This is a genomic window from Spirabiliibacterium pneumoniae, assembly GCF_014884995.1.
Taxonomy (GTDB): Bacteria; Pseudomonadota; Gammaproteobacteria; order Enterobacterales; family Pasteurellaceae; genus Spirabiliibacterium; species Spirabiliibacterium pneumoniae.
The window spans coordinates 1-22,289 of the sequence record NZ_JABMII010000020.1 but is presented as its reverse complement, the minus strand read 5'-3'; the positions used below and the strand labels follow the sequence as shown (position 1 = coordinate 22,289).

Sequence of the window (22,289 nt, the reverse complement as noted above, 5' to 3'; positions counted from 1 at the left end):
AGTTAAAAAATGAAAAAACAATGGATGGCGATGTTAATCAGCACAGTATTAGGTGTAAGTGCGGTCAGTGCGCAGGCTGCACCTAAAGAGCCTTATACTCAAGCTGGCACGAACGCCAAAGAATTATTGGTTGAAGCGCCTGTGCATTGGATCTCAGTTGATCAATTGGCGCAGGAATTAAAAAACAAAGCCCCAATGGCGGTGAGTTTTGATATTGATGATACGGTGTTGTTCTCCAGCCCGTGTTTTTATCAAGGGCAAGAAAAATACTCTCCAAACAGCGGTGACTACTTGAAAAATCAAGATTTTTGGAACGAAGTGAACGCTGGCTGTGATCAATATTCTATTCCGAAAAAAATTGCTCACGAGTTAATTGACATGCACCAAAAACGAGGAGATACCATCTACTTTATCACTGGTCGCACCGCAGGCGATGTGGACGGCGTAACGCCAATTTTGCAAAAAGATTTCGGCATTAAGAATATGCAGCCTGTGGAATTTATGGGCGGCAAGCCACGCGATACCAAATACAACAAAACGCCAGCCATCAAAGCGCACAATGTCCAAATTCACTACGGTGACAGTGACGATGATATTTTAGCGGCGCGTGAGGCAGGCATTCGAGGCATTCGCATTATCCGTGCGGCTAATTCCACCTATCAACCGCTGCCAACGGTGGGTGGCTATGGTGAGGAAGTGCTGATCAATTCCAGTTACTAAGCGGCGAGCGTGAAGAGAAAAGTGCGGTCTGACCGCACTTTTTATTTTGCTCAGCGACAAAATCCTTTACAATGAAGAAAAACACAAAAGGATACGCGTATGATTATTGTAACGGGTGGCGCTGGCTTTATCGGCAGCAATATTGTAAAAGCCCTAAACGACACAGGGCGACGTGATATTTTGGTGGTGGATAACCTCACCGACGGCACCAAATTTGCCAACATGGTGGATTTGGACATCGCAGACTATTGTGACAAAGAGGATTTTATCGCCTCGATTATCGCCGGTGATGATTTCGGGCCGGTGGATGCTGTTTTTCATGAAGGCGCGTGTTCGGCGACCACCGAGTGGAACGGCAAATACATGATGCAAAACAACTATGAATATTCCAAAGAGTTGCTGCATTATTGCCTTGATCGCCAAATTCCATTTTTGTATGCCTCATCGGCGGCGACTTACGGCGACCGAGACACCTTTGTGGAAGAGCGTCAATTTGAAGCGCCGTTGAATGTCTACGGCTATTCTAAATTCTTATTTGACCAATATGTGCGAGACATCTTGCCTCAAGCGCAATCACCCCTTTGCGGCTTTCGCTACTTCAACGTTTATGGCCCACGGGAAAGCCACAAAGGCAGTATGGCGAGTGTAGCATTTCACTTAAACAATCAAATTTTAAACGGTGAAAATCCGAAATTATTCCAAGGCTCGGAACATTTCCGCCGTGATTTTGTGTATGTCGGCGACGTGGCGGCGGTCAATTTATGGTGCTGGGAGCACGGTATTTCAGGCATTTACAACTGCGGCACAGGCAATGCAGAAAGTTTTGAAGAAATCGCCAAAGCGGTGATTGCCTACCATGGCAAGGGGGAAATTGAAACCATCCCATTCCCTGAGCATTTAAAAAGTCGCTATCAAGAATACACCCAAGCTGATTTAACCAAACTGCGCACCGCAGGCTACGACAAGCCATTTAAAAACGTGGCAGAGGGCGTGGCGGAATATATGGCGTGGTTGAATCGATAAGGAAAAGTGCGGTGAATATTCTCATTATCGGGCCGTCGTGGGTGGGGGATATGATGATGTCTCACAGCCTCTATCAACAACTCAAAGAGCGCTATCCTGACGCCACTATTGATGTGCTGGCACCGAATTGGTGTCGTGCGTTGCTCTCACGCATGCCTGAGGTGCGCCATGCGCTAGAAATGCCCATTGGGCACGGGCGTTTTGCGTTGGCCGAGCGTTATCGTTTGGGGAAGGCATTGCGTGGGCAATACGACATGGCGATCGTGCTGCCCAACTCGTTAAAATCCGCCTTGGTGCCGTTTTTCGCGCGCATTGCGCATCGTCGTGGCTGGATTGGGGAAAGCCGTTACGGCTTGCTCAACGACTGGCGTAAAAATAAGCAGGATTATCCACTGATGGTGCAGCGTTATGTCGCACTCGGGTTTGATAAAGCGCAAGTGCCTGCGGCGACGGAGATGGTGATCCACAAGCCTTATTTGCGTGTTGAGCAAAGTGCGGTGGCACAAACGTTAGCTAAATTCGCACGCCAAATTGAGCAGGCACAACACCGCCGCGTGATCGGCTTTTGCCCAGGGGCAGAGTTTGGGCCGGCGAAACGTTGGCCACATTATCACTACGCAAGCCTTGCAGAAGTGCTCGTTACGCGCGGTTATCAGGTGCAGATTTTTGGTTCGACGAAAGATGAAGCGGTCGGTGAGCAGATTAAAACCGCACTTTCGCCTGAGAGCCAACGCTTTTGCGTCAACTTAGCTGGGCAAACGACATTGCCTGAGGTGATTGATTTAATGTCCGTTTGTGATGCTGTGGTGAGCAATGATTCGGGGTTGATGCACATTGCTGCTGCCCTTGGTCGCCCGTTGGTAGCATTATACGGCCCAACCAGCCCTGAATACACTCCGCCACTGAGTGATAACGTGGAAGTGATTCGGTTAATTGATGGTGGCTTAATTAAAGTGCGGTCGAGCAAAGATAATGCACAAGGGTATCATCAAAGTTTAATGGATATTACGCCAGAAATGGCATTAGACGCTTTAGAGCGAGTTATTCAAAAATAAATGTGGTGAACTTATGAAAGTTTGTATTGTAAAGACGTCGTCTATGGGTGATATTTTGCACACATTGCCAGCCTTAACCGATGCACAACAAGCCATTGATGGCATTACATTTGACTGGGTTGTGGAAGAGGATTTTATTGAGATTCCTTTTTGGCACACGGCTGTGGATCATGTGATAAAAATATCACTTCGGCGCTGGCGAAAGTCACCGTTAAGCTATAAAACATGGCAGGAATGGCGTGCTTATCGTAATAGATTAAGAGAAACACAATATGATGCTGTGATCGATGCGCAAGGTTTATTCAAAAGTGCTTTTTTTGCAACTCGTCTTATTCGTGGGACGAAACATGGCTATGATCGCAAAAGTGCGCGTGAGCCCATTGCGTCATTTTTTTATGACAAGCGTTACGATATCGCGCCAGAGCAGCACGCTGTTGAGCGAACTCGCGCATTGTTTGCCTCTGCGTTAGGCTACTCTGTGCCGAGAAGCAAGGGTAATTACGGCATTACTCAATATCTTAAAGCGCAAAGTGAACCTGCTGCGTATTGCGTATTTATTCATTCGACAACGCGCGATGAAAAACATTGGCACGAAGATTATTGGCGTGATTTGATTGCGCGTACTACCGCACTTGGCGTAGCGGTTAAATTGCCTTGGGGGAATGAGCGTGAGCGTGAGCGTGCTGAACGTTTAGCCGCAGGGTTTGCGTTAGCGTCGGTGTTATCAAAAAGCAGCCTTTCGGAAATGGCGAGCATTTTGGCGAATGCGTTGAGTGTTGTTGCCGTAGATACAGGGCTTTCTCATTTAACGGCAGCGCTTGATGTGCCTTGTATCGGGCTGTATGGTGCAACTGATCCTAAGTTGATAGGAAGTTATGGGAATAATCAAATTGCGCTGACGGCATCAAGTATGCAACAAATCTTGCCAGATCAGGTATGGAATACCTTGATAGATTTAATCGATCCTTAATGTGTAATCCTTAGAAATAAAAAGGCGGTTTGATTTAGATCAACCGCCTTTTTTGATGATTGGTTATGATAAAAACAAGGAGAAATCAATGAAAGAATTAATCAACCTCAATACCCCTTTACTCGAGCGCTTATTGCGCTATGTGAAAGTTTTTACCACCTCTGATGCTTCAAGCAATACCGTGCCGAGCACGCCGCAGCAGTGGGATTTATTGCGTAGTCTTGAAAGCGAGATGCAAAAAATGGGGCTACAAGAGATCAGTCTTGACGAAAAAGGCTATCTATTTGCCAGCCTGCCAGCAAATGTGGAGAATGCGTCCGTGCTGGGCTTGTTGGCGCACGTGGATACCGCACCTGATTTCAATGGCGAAAATGTTCGCCCACAAATAATTGAACATTACGACGGGCAAGATATTGTACTTAAAGGCAGTGGCGATGTGCTTTCGCCTGCGCAATTTCCCAACTTGACCGCACTTTTAGGCCATACGTTGGTCACCACTGATGGCACCTCATTGCTGGGTGCCGATGATAAATCGGGCATCGCGATTATTTTGTCCGTGGTGGAATATTTACAAGCGCACCCTGACATTCCACACGGCAAATTACGTCTTGGTTTTACCCCTGATGAAGAAATTGGGCGTGGGCCGAAGCATTTTGATGTAGCCAAATTTGGTGCCGATTTTGCTTATACTTTAGATGGTGGCTCGGTGGGTGAATTGCAATTTGAAAATTTCAATGCAGCGGAAGCCACAGTGACCTTTTTCGGGCGTTCTGTTCATCCAGGTAGTGCCAAAGATAAAATGATCAACGGCTGGGAGCGTGCCTGTGAGTTCCAAGCTACGCTACCTGCGCATTTGACGCCAGCGACCAGCGAGGGTAAAGAGGGCTTTATTTTCTTGCGCAAGATTGACGGCACATTAGAACATTGCCAATTGCATTATGCCCTGCGGGATTTTGAGAGAGCTGGATTGGATGAAAAAGAAAATCAATTGCGCAAAACCCTGCACGCTATGCAACAACGCTATGGTGAAAAGTGCGGTCAGCTTGATGTGGTACAGCACTATGCCAATATGCGTGAGAAAGTTGCCGATTATCCGCAGTTGATCGACATTCCAAAACAGATTATGCACCAGCTTGGCATCACGCCACGCCTTGAACCGATTCGCGGTGGCACCGACGGCGCGCAGTTGTCATTTATGGGTTTGCCAACCCCTAATCTTTTCACTGGCGGGGAAAATTTTCATGGTAAGTTTGAGTTCATTTCACTTGATGTGATGAACCAGGCTGCTAATGTTTTAGTGGGCACGATTGTCGCCCTGAGCAAGCGAGAATAAGGAGAAAAAGAAGCATGGGATTATTACTTGGATTCTTGACCATTCTCTTGGTTGGGTGGCTTATTATCAAACACTATAATGCCAAAGGTGTGCTATTTTGTGCTGGCATTTTGTTGTTGATTATTGCTGCAGTTATGGGGCATTCCCCTTTAAAAGAAAGCACGGGTACCAGTGTGACTGACATTATGGAATATATCTATTCTTTAATGGAAAAACGTGGCGGTGGCTTAGGGCTTTTGATTATGATTTTGATCGGCTTTTCCTATTATATGTCAGAGGTAGGTGCCAATGACGTAGTAGTGCGTGTGTTATGCAAGCCACTGCGCCATATTAAATCGCCGTATTTGCTGCTTGTTGGGGGATATTTGATCGCCTATCAGATGAGTTTTGCGATTAGTTCAGCAACCGCTTTGGGCGTTTTTCTCATGGCAACACTATTCCCGATCATGACTCGCCTTGGTATTTCTGCGCCAAGTGCAGCGGCTGTGTGTGCTACAACTTCAGCGGTTAACCTCAATCCAACAGCAGCAGATGTGATTTTAGCGGCGGAAAAAGCGGGTACCAACATTGTTGATTTTTCGTTTTTTACCATTTTGCCGATGAGCATTGTGGCACTGCTGGCCATTGCTATCACACACTTTTTCTGGCAGCGTTTTTGCGATCGTCAAGAGGGCTTGCATCCAGAGCAACTCAATTATCAACCCAATGATAATGTTGACCCAAGTACTTTGTTGAAAACCGATGCACCAACGTTTTATATCATTTTACCATTTTTACCGATTGCAGGCTTGTTGCTTTTCAATGGTGAAACCTTGCCTAAACTTTCACTTGGTGCGGTGGTTGTACTTACTATTATTATCACAGCGGTGATTGAATTTATCCGCAAACGCAGCGCTCGGGCTGTCTATGAAGGTATTGAAGTGTGCTACAACGGCATGGCAGAAGCCTTCTCTGGTGTGGTGATGTTGCTGGTGGCTGCGGGCGTATTTGCTGAGGGACTCAATCAAATTGGCTTTATCCGTGATTTAATTGATACAGCACAACAATTTGGTTCTGCGGCGTTGATTATGATGCTCACGTTGGTTGTGATCACTATGTTAGTGACCATCGCTTCAGGTTCAGGTAACGCAGCGTTTTATGCTTTTGTGGAAATTGCGCCAAAACTGGCCACGCATTTGGGTATCAATCCGGCCTATTTGATCGCACCAATGGTGCAAGTATCCAATACCGCACGTGGTATGTCACCTGTATCTGGTGTAATTGTAGCTGTTTCTGGAGCAGGTAATCTCTCGCCGCTTTTGTTGGTCAAACGTACTAGCGTACCGCTACTGGTGGGGGCAATAGTTATTGTGCTCTACACTATCTTCGCTATTCCAACGGTAGGATAAGTATAAAAAAGATAAAAGTGCGGTTTCGACTGCACTTTTTTTTGTCTTAATTTTGCAATGCCTTGAAAGTGCGCTTTTTCATACCCATATAATCACCATTGAACAGTAAAAGCAAAGTGCGGTTGCGCTTTGCACGAGAGGTAAAAGATGACCACAATAGTCAGTGTACGCCGTAATGGCGAAGTAGTGGTAGGGGGCGATGGTCAAGTGTCGCTGGGTAATACCGTGATGAAAGGTAACGCACGCAAAGTGCGCCGTTTGTATGGTGGCAAAGTGCTCGCGGGTTTCGCAGGCGGGACGGCGGATGCGTTCACACTGTTTGAATTGTTTGAACGCAAACTGGAAATGCACCAAGGGCATTTGCTCAAAAGTGCGGTTGAGCTGGCCAAAGAGTGGCGCACTGACCGCGCACTGCGTAAATTAGAAGCCATGTTGATTGTTGCCGATGAGAAAGAATCCTTGATTATCAGTGGATTAGGCGATGTGGTGCAACCTGAAGAAGACCAGATTCTCGCGATAGGATCTGGGGGTAATTATGCCCTTTCTGCGGCACGAGCGTTGGTAGATAATACCGCACTTTCCGCGCGTGAGATTGTGGAAAAATCGTTAAAAATTGCAGGCGATATTTGTGTTTATACCAACACCAATTTCACCATTGAACAGTTGCCAAATACAGAACAAAAATAAGGATACATTATGTCTGAGATGACACCTCGTGAAATCGTATCAGAACTTGATCGTCATATTATTGGTCAAAGTGATGCTAAGCGTGCGGTGGCGATTGCCTTGCGTAATCGCTGGCGGCGGATGCAGTTGCCAGAGCCATTGCGCCATGAAGTCACCCCGAAAAATATTTTGATGATCGGTCCAACTGGTGTGGGAAAAACGGAAATCGCGCGTCGTTTAGCGAAACTGGCGAATGCGCCATTTATCAAAGTAGAAGCCACTAAATTCACGGAAGTAGGCTATGTGGGTAAGGAAGTGGATTCTATCATTCGTGATTTGACGGATGTGGCGATGAAATTGGTGCGCCAGGGAGAAATTGAAAAAAATAAATACCGCGCCGAAGAGGCGGCGGAAGAGCGGATTTTAGACGCATTATTGCCACCCGCGCAAAATCAGTGGGGCGAGGCGGAAAAAACCGATACAGCCAGCCACACCCGCCAAGTGTTCCGTAAGAAATTGCGTGAAGGGCAGCTGGATGATAAAGAGATTGAAATTGATGTGGCACAAGCCTCGATGGGCGTTGAAATTATGGCGCCACCAGGTATGGAAGAAATGACCAATCAGTTGCAATCGATGTTCCAAAATATGTCCAGCGGGCAAACCAAAAAGCGCAAAATGAAAATCAAAGACGCGCTGAGAGTGCTCACTGAAGACGAAGCGGCGAAGCTCATCAATCTTGAAGAGTTAAAACTTAAAGCAATTGAATCAGTGGAGCAGCATGGGATCGTGTTTATCGATGAGATTGACAAAATCTGCAAGCGTGGTGAAACCTCAGGCCCTGATGTCTCGCGTGAGGGGGTGCAGCGTGATTTGTTACCTCTGGTGGAGGGCTCAACCATCAACACCAAACATGGCATGGTGAAAACCGATCATATTTTATTTATTGCATCAGGCGCTTTCCAAGTGGCACGCCCGTCGGATTTGATTCCTGAATTGCAGGGTCGGTTGCCCATTCGGGTTGAACTTGGTGCCTTGAGTGCGCACGATTTTGAGCGCATTTTAACGGAGCCGAACGCATCACTCACTGAGCAGTATCAAGCCTTGATGAAAACGGAAGGTGTAGAGATTGTGTTCACTGAGGACGCCATCGCCACCATTGCGCAGGCGGCATTTACGGTGAATGAAAAAACTGAGAACATTGGCGCACGTCGGCTGCATACGGTGTTAGAGCGTTTAATGGATAAAATCTCGTTTGATGCCAGCGAAATGAGCGGGCAGCAGGTGAGCATCGATAAAGCCTATGTGCAAGAAGCATTAGGCGAGGTGGTAGAAAACGAAGATTTAAGCCGTTTTATATTGTAAAAAAAGCGACCTTAGGGTCGCTTTTTTATACGGCTTAGTGCATACCAAAGTGTACTGAACTTGATTTTGACTGCCAGCGTTCTTGAGTATGTTCCACACTGCGAGTGTGTTTTTCAGATGGTGTGTTTTTAATAACTTCCGTTTGCACATCACTTTCACGCACATAACGACGAGCACCTTGTTCGTGCACTTTCATAGTGGCTGGAATGCCAACTGCACTGCCAAAACCAATATCACCGCCAGTTCCTACGCGGATACCTTTAATTTTAGCAGGTTTCACGGGTGCTTTATGATCACTTGCATTAAGCACTTGTGTGCTTTGCTCGCTCACATAGCGACTGTTAGCACTCGGTTTAGATACACTTTTTTGATAATCTAACACAGTTTTGTTATCAAGCGGCTGATTGGGTGCTTGCTGTGTTTGGGTGCAACCGACTAATGCGATAGGCAAAAAGCAAAGTGCGGTTTTAAGCATTTTCATTCTGTTCTCCTTAGAAAAAAAGGGGCGCAAAGCCCCTTAGCGTAATGATACTATACTTTTGGTGCTTCAATTAATACAGGCTGTGCTGGTGCAGGGTTAGGGGATTTACCCATCGCTTGGGTTAAGCCCTGATCGCGGATTTTTTGTGCCCCTGCGTGGTTGCCCAATTGCTCATAAACATAGGCCGCCATCGTGTAATCTGCCGCTTCGCTTAGGGCAGGTTCACTGATGAGGTTATCCAAATAGGTTTTAGCCTGTGAAAAAGCGTCAATGCGTGCGTTTAAGTAACCCAATGCACGGCTATAAGCCACTTGCAATTGTGGGTCATCACAGTTGACCAATTGTTTTTCTAATACTTTAATCAGCTTGTTATTTTTCTCCCATTGCAGTAATGGTAATTGTTCAAGCAGTGCGAGTTTATCGGTTTTGGCTTCAACACGTTTGGCACCCTCAAGGGCAAAATCATAAGCTGATTCATGATCATTGGCTTCCAGTAAGCGCTTGAGCATACCAACTTGGGCATAAGTATCATGATGGCGTGCGCGTGATTGCGCTTTCCACCACGCCAGCAAACCATCGACGCCTTCTTCGTTGAGCTTCTCATCTTGCAAGCCGTCTTCAATGCGATGTTTTAAGCTCATCAACTGCTCTTGGCTGTAATTTAAGCGGCTTTCAACGCGATTGTACAGTTCGTCTAAATGAGTATAAGCCTGAGATTGTAAATAAATATCCACCGCCAAGCGCAGCACTTCTGGGTTGTGTGGGCAAGCAATGAGCAGACTATCAATGGCACTGCGCGCAGCAGACACTTTACCTTGCATCAACATAATGCGGGCGCGGGCAATTTCCACCACCAAATTATCGTTGCCAGCCAGTTTGGTAGCTTCCATCAAATAGTGGTTTGCATTGAGATCATCGCCTTTTTGTTGTGCCGCTTCTGCCGCTTTAATAAAGTTCAAGACAGGCTCAGGCGCGTGTTTGGCATTTTTGGCAATCAATTTTTCTGCTTTGGCATAATCGCCTTCATTCATCTTCATTAGGCCCGCCATGGTTTGTTTTTCCGCTTTGACTCGTTTACGGCGTGAAAACCAATGGTAGGTGTTATTGCTCATTTTGAAGAAACGACTGACGATCCATTGCAGCAAATAAATCACCGCCAAGCTGACAACGAAGAACACCACCAGTGTTGGGATGCTCATTTCGATATTGTAATCAGCGGTTGAAATTAAAACGTAGCCCTGTTTGCCTGATAGATAAGGCCCTGCAACCAAGCCTGCGAGCAGGAGCAACATTAAAAAGAGTACTTTAAACATAATGACCTCCTATCACTGCACACTATCAGGTGTTTTTGGTGCGGTACCTTCGCTTTCAGCCTCTGGTGCTTTGGCGTCGTCGCTCTCTGCACGGTTTTCTGCTTTGTTTTCATCGCTTACATCGCGATTGACCGCACTTTTATCTTCGCTTTTAGCGGTGCTCGCAGAGAGGTTTTCTAACGCTTGGTTGTTGCGATTGAGCACCGTGCTGATGGTTTTCCAGGCATTCAGTTGGGCAGGCGCATCAATGTAGATCGATTGCTCTTTGAGTTGATCAACTTGTTGCAAGAATTGCTCAACAGAGGCATCTTCTGTGTCAAAATAGCTGCGCAGCCAAGTGGCAACAGAATCAAGCGATTGTTTATACACTTCATTTTGTTGGCGCGGCACCGCAGCAAGCGCAATTTGCAAGCTCATACGGATATTTTCTTTCAAATAAATATCCTGATTTGGCGCCAATAATTCGGGTGTGTCTTTATCTTTTTTGCTCACGCGGATGAAATGATCCAAAAAGGAGTTGGCGCTTTTTTCCAGATTTTTCTGCCAGTCATCCACCGAATCGCTCACTTCAGCGCTGTCGGTATTAGGATTGAGTGAAAGCACCTTCAAATTATCCACTTGTGAAATCAATAGACTGAGTTTTGACATAATTAAGTCTTGATCCACGTCGTTGAGGCTTTGCAATTGATTAATGTCTTGATTGATCGCTGCACGAATGGCCACGGCTTGAGAGTTTTGCACTTTTTCCAGGCTGGCATTGGCGTCTTGCAGCAAAGCGATTACCGTATCCACATCACCGTCTAGCACCAATTTGCGTTGTGCGTTGGTCAGCAAGAAATCAGCCTCCGACATTAGCCAATCACTGGCTTGTGTTTTATTATTAAAGCTTAATTTATTCAACTGGTTACGCAGTTCTGCATTTTGCGCTTTTTCAAGTTCAGCATGGTTACTTAACGTTTTAAGCTGCTCGTTGGCTTGCTCAAGTTGCGCTTTGGTGCTTGCTAACTCCTGCGCTTGTGTCTCTTGGGCTTGTTTTAATTGAGAAAGTGCGGTTTCAAGCTCTACGCTTGCAGCGGGCGTAACCGCACTTTGCCCATTGCGTTGTCCAATTAGCTGATGAAGTTCGTTATATTTTTGCATGCCAAAATAATAACCCGCACCGCCTACGCCGAGCGCAATGAGAATCGCCAGCAACGCCAGACCTTTACCACCGCCTGATTTTTCCACCTTAACTGTTTCCACTTTTTTAGGCTCACTGGCTGGCGTTTCCACTTTTGGTGTTTGTGCTGCGCTGTCTTTGGCTTTGTTGTCAGCGGGTTTAGTACCAGCAGTTTTCGCACCAGCGAAGTCATTTTTCTTTTCAGTGCGGTTGTCAGTCCGCTTGTGATTTTGTGTATTTTTGACATCTAGGGCGTTGCTATCCTTTGATGCATCAGATGTCGGCTTATTTGGCACAATTGTCGCATTGCCTTGGTTTTGCCCTTCGTTGATGGATTGGTTGCCACGATTATTCGGCGTTTTCACACTTTTATCACTCATATTCTACCTCATCACTGATGTTGTTCATCTCGAAGCAAACGCAATGTTGCTAAAATCGACGCATTATCTGCCCGTGCAGTATGGGTAACGTTACGCCAGCCATAGTCAAGCGCTTGCTGCGCGATCCGCGCACTGATTGTTACGAATTGTTGTTCCAATAACCAATTATGATGGTTTTTGCCGACAGATTCCACTAAATAACGCAAAATTTCGCCACTAGTCACAATTATTGTGCTTATTCCTGCACGTTGCCACATATTTATTTGCGTTGGCATATCATATTCAATGGCGATGCGCTGATAGCTTTCGACACATTCGACCGTTATGCCACGCTCGCGCAGCTGCTGGGTTAGCAATTCACGCCCGCCATTGCCTCGTAAAATAAGCATTTTTTGTCCAGAAAATTGAGCAAAGTGCGGTTGCGCTAATAAGCCCTCGCTGCTTTCGTGCGGATAAGGGTAATGCACCGCTTGCTGGCTGCTCTCGCACAGCGCCTGCGCGGTTTTTGCCCCCACGGTGAAATAATTGACGTCATCACGCCAGCGAAAGCCGACATTGCTCAGCGCCTTGTGGGCAAAACGAACCGCACTTTGCGACACCGCCAACACGCCATCGCCACGCTTGAGCGCCTGCATACGCGCAGGCAAAATATTGAGTTCCGCCCCTGCATGCACCTCAATTAAGGGCACGTGCAAGCTGGCAAAACCATGTTGGTTGAGCAGCTCGCACAGTGCTTGCCCTTTTTCGCCTGGGCGAGTGACCAAAATTGCCATGCTTATTGTCCGTGTAAATAGGCGTTATCAAGCAAGGTTTGCGCGCCTTGCGCCAGTAAATTATCTGCCAATGCAATGCCAAGTTGCTCCGCTTGCATAAAAGGAGCTGCGCCCTGGGCGCGAAGCAAGATTTTGCCCTCCACATCCCCCACCAGTGCACGCATTTGAATTTGCTCGCCAACGATTTCCGCAAACCCTGCAATCGGCACTTGGCAACCGCCTTGCAAATGGGTATTCATGGCGCGCTCCGCCCGCAAGCAAAGTGCGGTATGCGCATCTTGCAACGGTGCGAGCAAGGCATTAATGTCATCGTCGTCAACGCGTGTTTCAATGCCTAATGCACCTTGCCCAACCGCAGGCAGGATCTGCTCAGGCGCAATGACGCTGCGAATGCGCATCTCCAATCCTAAGCGCTTCAAGCCACTGGCTGCAAGGATAATGGCATCAAATTCGCCCGCGTCGAGTTTAGCCAAACGGGTGCCTAAATTGCCACGCAGAGATTTTATGTTTAGATCAGGGCGCAGAGCTTTTAATTGTGCTTGGCGGCGTAAGCTGGACGTGCCCACAACCGCACTTTGTGGCAGCGTATCAAGGCTGGCGTAGTGGTTGGATACAAACGCATCATAAGGCGTTTCGCGCGCGCAAATTACACTCAGTCCCAAGCCATCAGGAAACGCCATCGGCACATCTTTCATGGAATGCACAGCCAAATCGGCACGATGCTCAAGCAGGGCGTGTTCCAGCTCTTTGACAAATAAGCCTTTGCCGCCGATTTTCGCCAGTGGCGTGTCTAAAATCACATCGCCTTTGGTCACCATCGGTAACAAGTCCACCTGAATGTGGGGGTGGAGTTGTTCTAACCGCACTTTGATGTGTTGCGCTTGCCACATTGCCAGCGGGCTTTGGCGGGTGGCGATCTTAATTATTTTTTGCATAGTCTTTAAAATCAAATGGATATTGCCGTAAGTGTAGCACGATAAGCGGGTGTTGTCAGGGGCTGTGGGGTGGGCAGAAAAAAACCGAGCTAAAGCTCGGTTTAAAAGACAAAGTGCGGTTATTTAGCCGCGAAATATTGTTCTAAATCATCGCTGCCGCCGATATGTTTACCGCCGATAAATACTTGTGGCACAGTGTGGCGTCCACTGATGGCACGCAGGCTCACAGTGGTGGCATCGTGGCCTAAGATGATTTCTTCATATTGCAATTTATGGTCAATCAGCATTTGTTTGGCCTTCGCACAATATGGGCAACCTGGTTTGGTGAAGATCGCGATGGATTCTTGCGTTTTGTGATCTGGTGCGATGTATTTCAACATCGTGTCTGCGTCAGAGACTTTGAACGGATCGCCTGGTTCTTCTGGCTCAATGAACATTTTTTCGACTACGCCGTTTTTCACGAGCATAGAATAACGCCATGAACGTTTACCAAAGCCGAGATCAGCTTTTTCCACTAACATGCCCATGCCTTCGGTAAATTGACCGTTGCCATCGGGGATAAAGCGAATGTGTTCGGCTTTTTCGTCTTCTTTCCACGCGTTCATCACAAAAGTGTCATTAACGGAGACGACTAAAATGTCATCCACGCCGTGCTCTTTAAAGGTGGCTGCAAGCTCGTTGTAACGTGGCAAGTGGCTTGATGAGCAAGTTGGGGTAAACGCACCTGGCAGTGAGAATACGATCACGGTGCGATTTTTAAATAGTTCATCGGTGGTCACGTCAACCCATTGATCGCCTTGGCGAGTATGGAATGTCACATTCGGGACTTTTTTGCCTTCCATTGACTGTAACATAATGTTCTCCTTATGTTGTAAACTAGAATTGAGATCAAAAATAAACAAGGTGTTTATCAACTTGCCCTTGATTATAATTGCAAATCTATTATAGTTATAATCAATTAAGACAATTCTTTCAATCGCTTTTTTCTATGGAGTATCATTTTGAATATTCGTGATTTGGAATATTTAGTTGCGCTGTCTGAATTTAAGCATTTTCGCAAGGCGGCCGATGCCTGCAATGTCAGCCAGCCGACGTTGAGCGGGCAAATTCGCAAATTAGAACAAGAGCTCGGGATTTTATTGCTTGAGCGCACCAGCCGCAAAGTGTTGTTTACGCAGTCAGGCATGCTGCTTGTGGAGCAAGCGCGTAAGATTTTGTTAGAAGTACAAATTTTTAAGGAAATGGCCAGCAATCAAGGCAAAGAAATGAGCGGGCCACTACACATTGGTGTGATCCCAACCCTTGGGCCTTACTTGCTGCCGTGTATGCTGCCCGTGTTAGAAAAGGATTTCCCAGAGCTAGAAACCTATCTCTATGAGGCGCAAACGCAAACCTTGCTCGACAAACTCGAAAGTGGGCAGCTTGACTGCGCCATTCTCGCCCAAGTGCCTGAAACGGCAGGCTTTATTGAAGTGCCCATGTTTCAAGAACCGATGCTATTAGCCGTTGCGCCGAAACATATGTGGGCCAAGCGCAAAACGGTGAAATTAGACGAACTAAAAAATCATGAAATTTTAATGCTCGACGACGGTCACTGCTTGCGCAACCAAACCATGGATTACTGTTTCACCGCAGGGGCAAAAGAAAATCAGCATTTTCAGGCCACCAGCCTTGAAACCTTGCGGAACATGGTCGCCGCCAACACGGGCGTGACACTGATGCCGAAATTGGCTATTTTAAACGAAGGCTCGCGTCGTGGCGTGAATTATATCCATTTTGAACAGCCACAGCCCTATCGTAGTATTATTCTTGTCTATCGCCCAGGTTCTCCACTGCGCAGCCGCTATGAGCGCATTGCCAAAATCATCAAAAGTGCGGTCGAACCTATTTTGGCACACACTATTTAGGTGTCACTATGGGAGTGAGAGCGCAACAGAAAGAAAAAACACGCCGCGCCTTGATCGACGCCGCGTTTAACCAGCTTAGCGCAGAAAAAAGTTTTTCCAACTTAAGCCTGCGCGAAGTGGCGCGTGAAGCGGGCATCGCGCCAACTTCGTTTTATCGCCACTTTCGTGATATGGACGAGTTGGGGCTGACGATGGTTGATGAAGCAGGGCTTATCTTGCGCCAGCTAATGCGTCAAGCGCGCAAACGCATTGAAAAAGGCGGCAGTGTGATTGCCATTTCAGTTGAAACCTTTTTTGAATTTATCACCCAACGTCCGAATATGTTCCGCTTGCTGCTGCGTGAAAGTTCCGGCACCTCGCAGGCGTTTCGCACCGCCGCGGCGCGCGAGATCAAACACTTTGTTGACGAGCTGGCAGAATACATCGCCCAACGCAATGACTTCTCTGACTATGTCGCCTATATCCAAGCTGAAGGTATGGTCACCATTGTCTTTACCGCTGGCGCCAACGCCCTTGATATGGGCGCCAAAGAACGCATGGCACTCAAAGAACGCGTCATACTACAACTCAAAATGCTCGCCCGTGGCGCAGTACCACTGCTGGGTGAACACGGCGTCAGCGCTTTAAGAACATAATGTCACAACAAAAGTGCGGTTAATAGTGGGGAGGAGGGGTTTCTTCGCTCATTGAGGCTATGTTGCTGGGTTGTAAGTCGGTGAGTTTTTGAGCAAGCAACCGCACTTGCTGTTGCAGTTTGTCGATGGCAAATTGTTGAGTGATCAGGGCTTGGTTGAGATCGTCAATCATGCCTTCTTGAAAGGTGATCTTGGTTTCGAGTTCGGCAATTTGGCTTAATAAGGCGTGTTCATTCATCATTATTTAAAAAAAAGTAAAAAATTTTGCAAACACTTTAAACTATTCCCTGTCAAAGATATAGTGTAAGATACACAAATTACATTTTAAACTATGTTAAAGGGCACATTTATGCTAAATAAAAAATTATCGTTAGTCACTGTTATGATCGCAAGTGCGGTGGCCAGTTCGGCGTTTGCTGCCGATAACGCAAAAGACGGTGTGTTTGTTGCAGACTCATCTTATGCAGTAGGTGCGTTGATGAGCAAGCAAATGCAACAAATCATCGAAAGCCAAAAAGACTTGGTTAACTACAACAAAGATGAAATGCTTAAAGGTTTTACTGAGACGTTTAATGGCAAAGGTAAATTTGACGATAAACAACTCGGTGAGCAATTGACTAAGCTCGATAACGTGTTGAAAGAAAAAACACAAGCTAAAATTGCAGCTGATGCGAAAGCCGCTGAAGAACAAGGTGCAAAATTCCGCGCAGAATATGCTAAAAAAGACGGTGTGAAACAAACCAAATCAGGTTTGTTATATAAAATTGAAAAAGCCGGCAGTGGTGATACTGTCAGCCCTGAAGACACTGTAAAAGTGCATTACAAAGGAACACTGATCAATGGTGAAGAGTTTGACAGTTCATATAAACGAGGTGAGCCAGTTGAATTCCAACTTAATAAACTGGTGAAAGGCTGGGTAGAAGGCATCCCGATGATCAAAAAAGGTGGTAAAATTGAGCTTGTTCTGCCACCAGAATTGGGTTATGGCGCACAAGCGACAGGCTCTATTCCACCAAATTCAACGTTAGTGTTTGACATTGAATTGCTGGACGTGAAAAAAGCGAAAAAATAATCTCGCTCATAAGGCAGGGTACGCCCTGCCTTTATCTTTTTTATAATAATGACAATTATGCAAACGGACGACGTTTTTACTGCGCAAGATCATGCTATTCTTAACTCATATGCTGCTGTAGTGGACGGATTAGCTGCGCTAATTGGCGAGCATTGTGAGATTGTCTTGCACTCTCTTGAGGACTTACAACACTCGGCGGTATATATCGCCAACGGGCATAACACCAATCGTAAAGTGGGCTCACCGATAACGGATTTGGCGCTCAGCTCGCTGCACCATATGCAAACCGATAATGTTTCCAAGCCGTATTTCACCCGTGCGAAAGGTAATGCGCTGATGAAATCGGTGACGATTGCCATCCGCAACCCGCAGCAGCGTATTATCGGACTGTTGTGCATTAATATGAACCTAGATGCACCGCTGTCACAATTTCTGCAGGCGTTAGTGCCAACGCAAACCCAGCCTGAGTTAGCCGGACCTGTTAATTTTGCTAATTCGGTGGAAGATTTGGTGGCGCAAACCATTGAGCACACGATTGAAGAAATTAATGCTGATGTGAGTGTGGCGAACAACAGCAAAAACAAGCAAATTGTGTATGCACTGTTTGAGAAAGGTATTTTTGACATCAAAGATGCCATTCACCAAGTGGCCGACCGGCTGGATATTTCGCGTCACACGGTCTATCTCTACATTCGCCAAATCAAACAAGACGACACGGAGCTGTAATGCGCTACGTGTTGCAAGTCACGCAATCCCCAACTTCGGGCACAGGTAATGCGTTGGCATTGGCCTTTGCCGCAGAACTGATAAAGTGCGGTCATGACCTTGTACAAGTGTTTTTTTATGGTGATGGCGTGCTGACAGGTAACCGATTTAACCACCCCGCCAATGATGAACCGAATTTAACGGCACAGTGGCAGGCGTTCGCCGAAAAACACAAAGTGCGGTTGAACCTCTGTATTGCTGCAGCGCAACGCCGTGGGATTGTCAACTCAGAGAGCAGTGCCAGTGGGGTAGATAATAACCTCGCAGATCACTTTGAACTGGCGGGGCTGGCTGATTTTGTCCAAGATACCTTGCAGGCCGACAGGGTGATAACGCTATGATAAAACTGGCGATTGTGTTTACCCAAAGTCCTTTTGAAAGTGCGGTCTCACGCGAGGGGCTTGACGCAGCGCTTACCGCCACGGCTTTTTTGGAGCCTGACGAGCTGGCAGTGTTTTTTCAAGGCCGTGGCGTGCTGAATATCAAGTGCGGTCAAATGCCAAATGAAATTGGCCAGCTGGATTTTTTAAAGCGCTTTAAATTGCTCAGCCTTTATGAGATTGAGCAATGCTATGTGTGCGCAGACGCCTTAAGTGATTGCTTGCTCACATCGCAAGATTTACTGCTCGATTGCCAAGTGCTTGCGCGCGCAGATTACACCGTCAAACTGCAAAGTGCGGTCAAGATCCTGACTTTTTGAGGCGGCGATGTTATACACTTTCTCGAAATCCTATTACCCCGAAGATGAACTCTCGCTCATTCTCGCCAATCTCCGTGTCGATGACGCCGTGTTGTTGTGGCAAGAGGGCGTGATGCTAGCACAGACGCACCGCACTTTATTGCACGCACTGCAAACGCCGTGTTATGCGTTGGCGCAAGATATTAAGGCGCGTAATCTGACAGCACTTTTCGCCGAGCTGCCCATCATTGAGCAAATTGACATGGCTGAGCTAGTGCGTGTGAGTGAGCGGTTCCATCCGCAGCTGGCGCTTTAAGTATAAAAGTCAGAGCATTAAACTTGACATCACTGGTTGCAAAGACTACAATTTGGCGTCCATCTTGTATAAGGTGGTGGATTTTTATACATTCTATTTATGAATAATTATTAAAACTGGAGCTTTTTTAATGGCAACTATCAACCAGCTAGTACGCAAACCGCGTGTGAAGAAGGTTGTAAAAAGCGCCGTTCCTGCGTTGCAAGCTTGCCCGCAGAAACGTGGCGTGTGTACTCGTGTGTACACTACTACACCTAAAAAACCTAACTCAGCACTACGTAAAGTTTGTCGTATTCGTTTAACTAACGGTTATGAAGTGACTTCATATATCGGTGGTGAAGGCCACAACCTTCAAGAGCACAGCGTTGTGCTTATTCGTGGTGGTCGTGTGAAAGACTTACCAGGTGTGCGTTATCACACCGTTCGCGGCGCATTAGACTGTGCAGGCGTGAAAGATCGTAAACAAGGTCGTTCTAAATACGGCGTGAAGAAACCTAAAGCTTAATGGACTCCGTTAAGTAAGGCCAAACGTAATATTTTAGCAACCTATTAATATCACCAGACTCCAGTAACAAAGAGTTTTGGGTAACCTGAAGAAAAATACGGAGAAATGCCATGCCACGTCGTCGTGTGATTGGTCAACGCAAGATCCTTCCAGATCCAAAGTTCGGATCAGAATTACTTGCAAAATTTATTAATGTGTTAATGGTAGATGGTAAAAAATCTATCGCAGAAAAAATCGTATACAGTGCATTAGACACTCTAGCAGAGCGCACTGGTAAAGAACATTTAGACGCATTTGAAGCAGCGCTTGACAATGTTCGCCCAACCGTTGAGGTGAAATCTCGTCGTGTTGGTGGTTCAACCTACCAAGTACCAGTGGAAGTTCGTCCAGTGCGTCGTAATGCCTTGGGTATGCGTTGGATCGTTGAAGCTGCGCGTAAACGTGGTGATAAATCCATGGCTTTACGCTTAGCAAATGAGCTGTCTGACGCAGCTGATAACAAAGGTGCCGCAGTGAAAAAACGTGAAGACGTTCACCGCATGGCTGAAGCAAACAAAGCGTTTGCCCATTACCGTTGGTAATACCGCACTTTTGTGTAATCGATACGCAGGCTGTATAATAGCCTGCGTAACAACATTTTTTCAACGCCTAACGAGAGGAAATAATCGTGGCTAGAACTACTCCCATTGAGCGCTATCGTAACATCGGTATCAGTGCTCACATCGACGCAGGTAAAACAACGACCACTGAGCGTATTTTGTTCTATACTGGGATAAGCCATAAAATTGGTGAGGTGCATGATGGCGCCGCGACCATGGACTGGATGGAACAAGAACAAGAGCGTGGTATTACAATTACCTCTGCGGCTACAACGGCATTCTGGAGCGGAATGTCAAACCAATTCCCACAACACCGTATCAATATTATCGATACCCCAGGACACGTTGACTTTACTATCGAAGTAGAACGTTCAATGCGTGTACTTGATGGTGCAGTAATGGTTTACTGTGCGGTAGGTGGTGTACAACCTCAATCTGAAACAGTATGGCGTCAAGCGAACAAATATCACGTTCCACGTATTGCGTTCGTGAATAAAATGGACCGTACTGGTGCTAACTTCCTACGTGTGGTTGAGCAAATTAAAACCCGATTAGGCGGTACTGCTGTGCCAATTCAATTGCCAATCGGCGCAGAAGATAACTTTAAAGGTGTGGTTGATCTCTTAAAAATGAAAGCGATCAACTGGAATGAAGCCGACCAAGGTATGACATTCACCTATGAAGACATCCCTGCAGAATTAAAAGACTTGGCAGATGAATGGCATCAAAACCTGATCGAATCAGCAGCAGAAGCTTCTGAAGAGTTGATGGAAAAATACTTAGGCGGTGAAGATTTGACTGAAGAAGAGATCAAATCTGCTATCCGTACGCGCGTATTGAACAACGAAATTATTTTGGTAACTTGCGGTTCAGCCTTTAAAAACAAAGGTGTTCAAGCAATGCTAGATGCGGTTGTTGATTACTTGCCAGCACCAACAGATGTACCTGCAATCAAAGGTATCAACCCAGATGAAACAGAAGGCGAGCGTCATGCAAGTGATGATGAGCCATTTGCTGCATTAGCATTTAAAATCGCAACTGACCCATTTGTGGGTAACTTGACTTTCTTCCGTGTTTACTCAGGTGTAGTAAACTCAGGTGATACTGTGTTGAATTCTGTTAAAGATAAACGTGAACGTTTTGGTCGTATCGTACAGATGCACGCTAACAAACGTGATGAAATTAAAGAAGTTCGTGCAGGCGACATCGCCGCAGCAATCGGTTTGAAAGATGTGGGTACAGGTGACACATTGTGTGCACAAGATGCACCGATTATCCTTGAACGTATGGAATTCCCAGATCCCGTCATCGCGGTTGCGGTTGAGCCAAAAACAAAAGCTGACCAAGAGAAAATGGGTATCGCTTTAAGTCGTTTGGCGCAAGAAGATCCATCTTTCCGTGTTCACACTGATGAAGAATCTGGCGAAACCATTATCTCTGGTATGGGTGAATTGCACTTAGATATCATCGTTGATCGTATGCGTCGTGAGTTTAAAGTGGAAGCTAACGTGGGTAAACCACAAGTAGCTTACCGTGAAACTATTCGTACCGCTGTGAACGATGTTGAAGGTAAACACGCAAAACAATCTGGTGGTCGTGGTCAATATGGTCACGTTGTGATCGATATGTATCCACTGGATCCAGAAGGCCCAGGCTATGAATTTGTCAACGAAATCAAAGGTGGTGTAATCCCTGGAGAATACATCCCTGCTGTTGATAAAGGTATTCAAGAGCAATTGAAATCAGGCCCATTAGCAGGTTACCCTGTTGTTGATTTGGGTGTTCGTTTGCACTTTGGTTCATACCATGATGTTGACTCCTCTGAATTGGCGTTTAAATTGGCCGCCTCACTTGCGTTCAAAGCGGGTTTCGCGAAAGCAAATCCAGTATTGCTTGAACCAATCATGAAAGTGGAAGTGGAAACACCAGAAGAGTATATGGGTGATGTGATCGGTGACTTGAACCGTCGTCGTGGTTTGGTTGAAGGTATGGAAGATTTAGGCCTTGCGAAAATTGTTCGTGCACAAGTGCCATTGTCTGAAATGTTTGGCTATGCAACTGACCTGCGCTCACAAACTCAAGGTCGTGCATCATATTCAATGGAACCATTGAAATATGCAGAAGCACCATCTAGCGTTGCGAATGCTGTAATTGAAGCGCGCAAAGCAAAATAATTTTGTTAACCAAACCGTAAGTCTTCGGGCTTACGGTCACACATAAGGAAACTTAATCGTGTCTAAAGAAAAATTTGAA

Annotated in this window: 25 protein-coding genes; 18 read left to right on the top strand and 7 right to left on the bottom strand. The window is 46.4% G+C overall.

All coding sequences use genetic code 11. From position 1 onward, the window contains the following. Positions 1-9: 9 nt before the first annotated feature. From aphA to hslU, 8 genes are all read left to right on the top strand, one after another. A complete protein-coding gene (gene aphA / locus HPC38_RS10175; protein ID WP_235977726.1) occupies positions 10-720 on the top strand; it encodes an acid phosphatase AphA in 711 nt (236 codons plus the stop codon). Between the two features lie 99 nt (positions 721-819). Next, on the top strand, positions 820-1,743 hold the full coding sequence (rfaD, locus tag HPC38_RS10170; RefSeq protein WP_208121170.1) for an ADP-glyceromanno-heptose 6-epimerase: 924 nt from the start codon (positions 820-822) through the stop codon (positions 1,741-1,743). 11 nt (positions 1,744-1,754) lie between these two features. Continuing rightward, positions 1,755-2,798 carry a lipopolysaccharide heptosyltransferase II gene (waaF, locus tag HPC38_RS10165; RefSeq protein ID WP_208121169.1) on the top strand — a complete coding sequence of 348 codons (1,044 nt, stop codon included), beginning with the start codon at positions 1,755-1,757 and terminating at the stop codon, positions 2,796-2,798. Between the two features lie 13 nt (positions 2,799-2,811). After that, a complete protein-coding gene (gene rfaC, locus HPC38_RS10160; protein ID WP_208121168.1) occupies positions 2,812-3,768 on the top strand; it encodes a lipopolysaccharide heptosyltransferase RfaC in 957 nt (318 codons plus the stop codon). A gap of 88 nt (positions 3,769-3,856) precedes the next feature. Then, positions 3,857-5,101: a peptidase T gene (gene pepT, locus HPC38_RS10155; protein ID WP_208121167.1), complete on the top strand. Its 1,245-nt coding sequence runs from the start codon at positions 3,857-3,859 to the stop codon at positions 5,099-5,101. 14 nt (positions 5,102-5,115) lie between these two features. Beyond that, positions 5,116-6,489, top strand: coding sequence for an anaerobic C4-dicarboxylate transporter DcuC (gene dcuC, locus HPC38_RS10150; protein ID WP_208121166.1), 1,374 nt, complete (start codon positions 5,116-5,118; stop codon positions 6,487-6,489). Positions 6,490-6,636: 147 nt separating this feature from the next. Beyond that, positions 6,637-7,176 carry an ATP-dependent protease subunit HslV gene (gene hslV / locus HPC38_RS10145; protein WP_208121165.1) on the top strand — a complete coding sequence of 180 codons (540 nt, stop codon included), beginning with the start codon at positions 6,637-6,639 and terminating at the stop codon, positions 7,174-7,176. 9 nt (positions 7,177-7,185) lie between these two features. Continuing rightward, complete coding sequence (gene hslU, locus HPC38_RS10140) at positions 7,186-8,517, top strand: HslU--HslV peptidase ATPase subunit (protein ID WP_208121164.1); 1,332 nt, start codon at positions 7,186-7,188, stop codon at positions 8,515-8,517. Between the two features lie 34 nt (positions 8,518-8,551). On the opposite strand, the gene HPC38_RS10135 is transcribed toward hslU, so the two are convergent. The 6 genes from HPC38_RS10135 to HPC38_RS10110 all read right to left on the bottom strand — a co-directional run bounded on the left by HPC38_RS10135 (position 8,552) and on the right by HPC38_RS10110 (position 14,412). Next, complete coding sequence (locus HPC38_RS10135) at positions 8,552-8,998, bottom strand: hypothetical protein (protein WP_208121163.1); 447 nt, start codon at positions 8,996-8,998, stop codon at positions 8,552-8,554. A gap of 50 nt (positions 8,999-9,048) precedes the next feature. Then, entirely contained in the window at positions 9,049-10,311 is a 1,263-nt protein-coding gene (locus HPC38_RS10130; RefSeq protein WP_208121162.1) for a heme biosynthesis HemY N-terminal domain-containing protein, read from the bottom strand. A gap of 12 nt (positions 10,312-10,323) precedes the next feature. Next, complete coding sequence (locus tag HPC38_RS10125; protein ID WP_208121161.1) at positions 10,324-11,850, bottom strand: uroporphyrinogen-III C-methyltransferase; 1,527 nt, start codon at positions 11,848-11,850, stop codon at positions 10,324-10,326. 11 nt (positions 11,851-11,861) lie between these two features. After that, positions 11,862-12,623 (bottom strand): uroporphyrinogen-III synthase, encoded by a 762-nt coding sequence (locus HPC38_RS10120; protein ID WP_208121160.1) that lies wholly within the window; start codon positions 12,621-12,623, stop codon positions 11,862-11,864. A 2-nt stretch (positions 12,624-12,625) separates the two neighbouring features. Next, positions 12,626-13,558, bottom strand: coding sequence for a hydroxymethylbilane synthase (gene hemC / locus HPC38_RS10115; RefSeq protein WP_208121159.1), 933 nt, complete (start codon positions 13,556-13,558; stop codon positions 12,626-12,628). Between the two features lie 119 nt (positions 13,559-13,677). Beyond that, complete coding sequence (locus HPC38_RS10110; protein WP_208121158.1) at positions 13,678-14,412, bottom strand: glutathione peroxidase; 735 nt, start codon at positions 14,410-14,412, stop codon at positions 13,678-13,680. A 147-nt stretch (positions 14,413-14,559) separates the two neighbouring features. Here HPC38_RS10110 and oxyR point away from each other — a divergent pair, with 147 nt between their 5' ends. Both oxyR and fabR read left to right on the top strand, forming a co-directional pair. Further along, on the top strand, positions 14,560-15,465 hold the full coding sequence (gene oxyR, locus HPC38_RS10105; RefSeq protein WP_208121157.1) for a DNA-binding transcriptional regulator OxyR: 906 nt from the start codon (positions 14,560-14,562) through the stop codon (positions 15,463-15,465). An 8-nt stretch (positions 15,466-15,473) separates the two neighbouring features. Next, positions 15,474-16,100: an HTH-type transcriptional repressor FabR gene (fabR, locus tag HPC38_RS10100; RefSeq protein ID WP_208121156.1), complete on the top strand. Its 627-nt coding sequence runs from the start codon at positions 15,474-15,476 to the stop codon at positions 16,098-16,100. 19 nt (positions 16,101-16,119) lie between these two features. Here fabR and HPC38_RS10095 read toward each other — a convergent pair whose 3' ends face one another. After that, positions 16,120-16,341 carry a SlyX family protein gene (locus tag HPC38_RS10095; RefSeq protein ID WP_208121155.1) on the bottom strand — a complete coding sequence of 74 codons (222 nt, stop codon included), beginning with the start codon at positions 16,339-16,341 and terminating at the stop codon, positions 16,120-16,122. Positions 16,342-16,449: 108 nt separating this feature from the next. Here HPC38_RS10095 and fkpA point away from each other — a divergent pair, with 108 nt between their 5' ends. The 8 genes from fkpA to fusA all read left to right on the top strand — a co-directional run bounded on the left by fkpA (position 16,450) and on the right by fusA (position 22,210). Next, positions 16,450-17,172: an FKBP-type peptidyl-prolyl cis-trans isomerase gene (fkpA, locus tag HPC38_RS10090; RefSeq protein ID WP_208121154.1), complete on the top strand. Its 723-nt coding sequence runs from the start codon at positions 16,450-16,452 to the stop codon at positions 17,170-17,172. Between the two features lie 57 nt (positions 17,173-17,229). Then, on the top strand, positions 17,230-17,898 hold the full coding sequence (locus tag HPC38_RS10085) for a helix-turn-helix transcriptional regulator (RefSeq protein WP_208121153.1): 669 nt from the start codon (positions 17,230-17,232) through the stop codon (positions 17,896-17,898). After that, positions 17,898-18,278 (top strand): sulfurtransferase complex subunit TusD, encoded by a 381-nt coding sequence (gene tusD, locus HPC38_RS10080; RefSeq protein ID WP_208121152.1) that lies wholly within the window; start codon positions 17,898-17,900, stop codon positions 18,276-18,278. The genes HPC38_RS10085 and tusD overlap by 1 nt, the downstream gene beginning before the upstream one ends. Further along, complete coding sequence (gene tusC, locus HPC38_RS10075; protein WP_208121151.1) at positions 18,275-18,637, top strand: sulfurtransferase complex subunit TusC; 363 nt, start codon at positions 18,275-18,277, stop codon at positions 18,635-18,637. Before tusD ends, tusC begins: the two co-directional genes overlap by 4 nt. Positions 18,638-18,644: 7 nt before the next feature. Next, positions 18,645-18,932 carry a sulfurtransferase complex subunit TusB gene (gene tusB, locus HPC38_RS10070; RefSeq protein WP_208121150.1) on the top strand — a complete coding sequence of 96 codons (288 nt, stop codon included), beginning with the start codon at positions 18,645-18,647 and terminating at the stop codon, positions 18,930-18,932. Positions 18,933-19,062: 130 nt separating this feature from the next. Beyond that, a complete protein-coding gene (gene rpsL / locus HPC38_RS10065) occupies positions 19,063-19,437 on the top strand; it encodes a 30S ribosomal protein S12 (RefSeq protein WP_208119022.1) in 375 nt (124 codons plus the stop codon). Positions 19,438-19,547: 110 nt separating this feature from the next. Further along, complete coding sequence (rpsG, locus tag HPC38_RS10060) at positions 19,548-20,018, top strand: 30S ribosomal protein S7 (RefSeq protein ID WP_208121149.1); 471 nt, start codon at positions 19,548-19,550, stop codon at positions 20,016-20,018. Between the two features lie 86 nt (positions 20,019-20,104). Then, positions 20,105-22,210 carry an elongation factor G gene (fusA, locus tag HPC38_RS10055; protein WP_208121148.1) on the top strand — a complete coding sequence of 702 codons (2,106 nt, stop codon included), beginning with the start codon at positions 20,105-20,107 and terminating at the stop codon, positions 22,208-22,210. Positions 22,211-22,289: the final 79 nt, after the last annotated feature.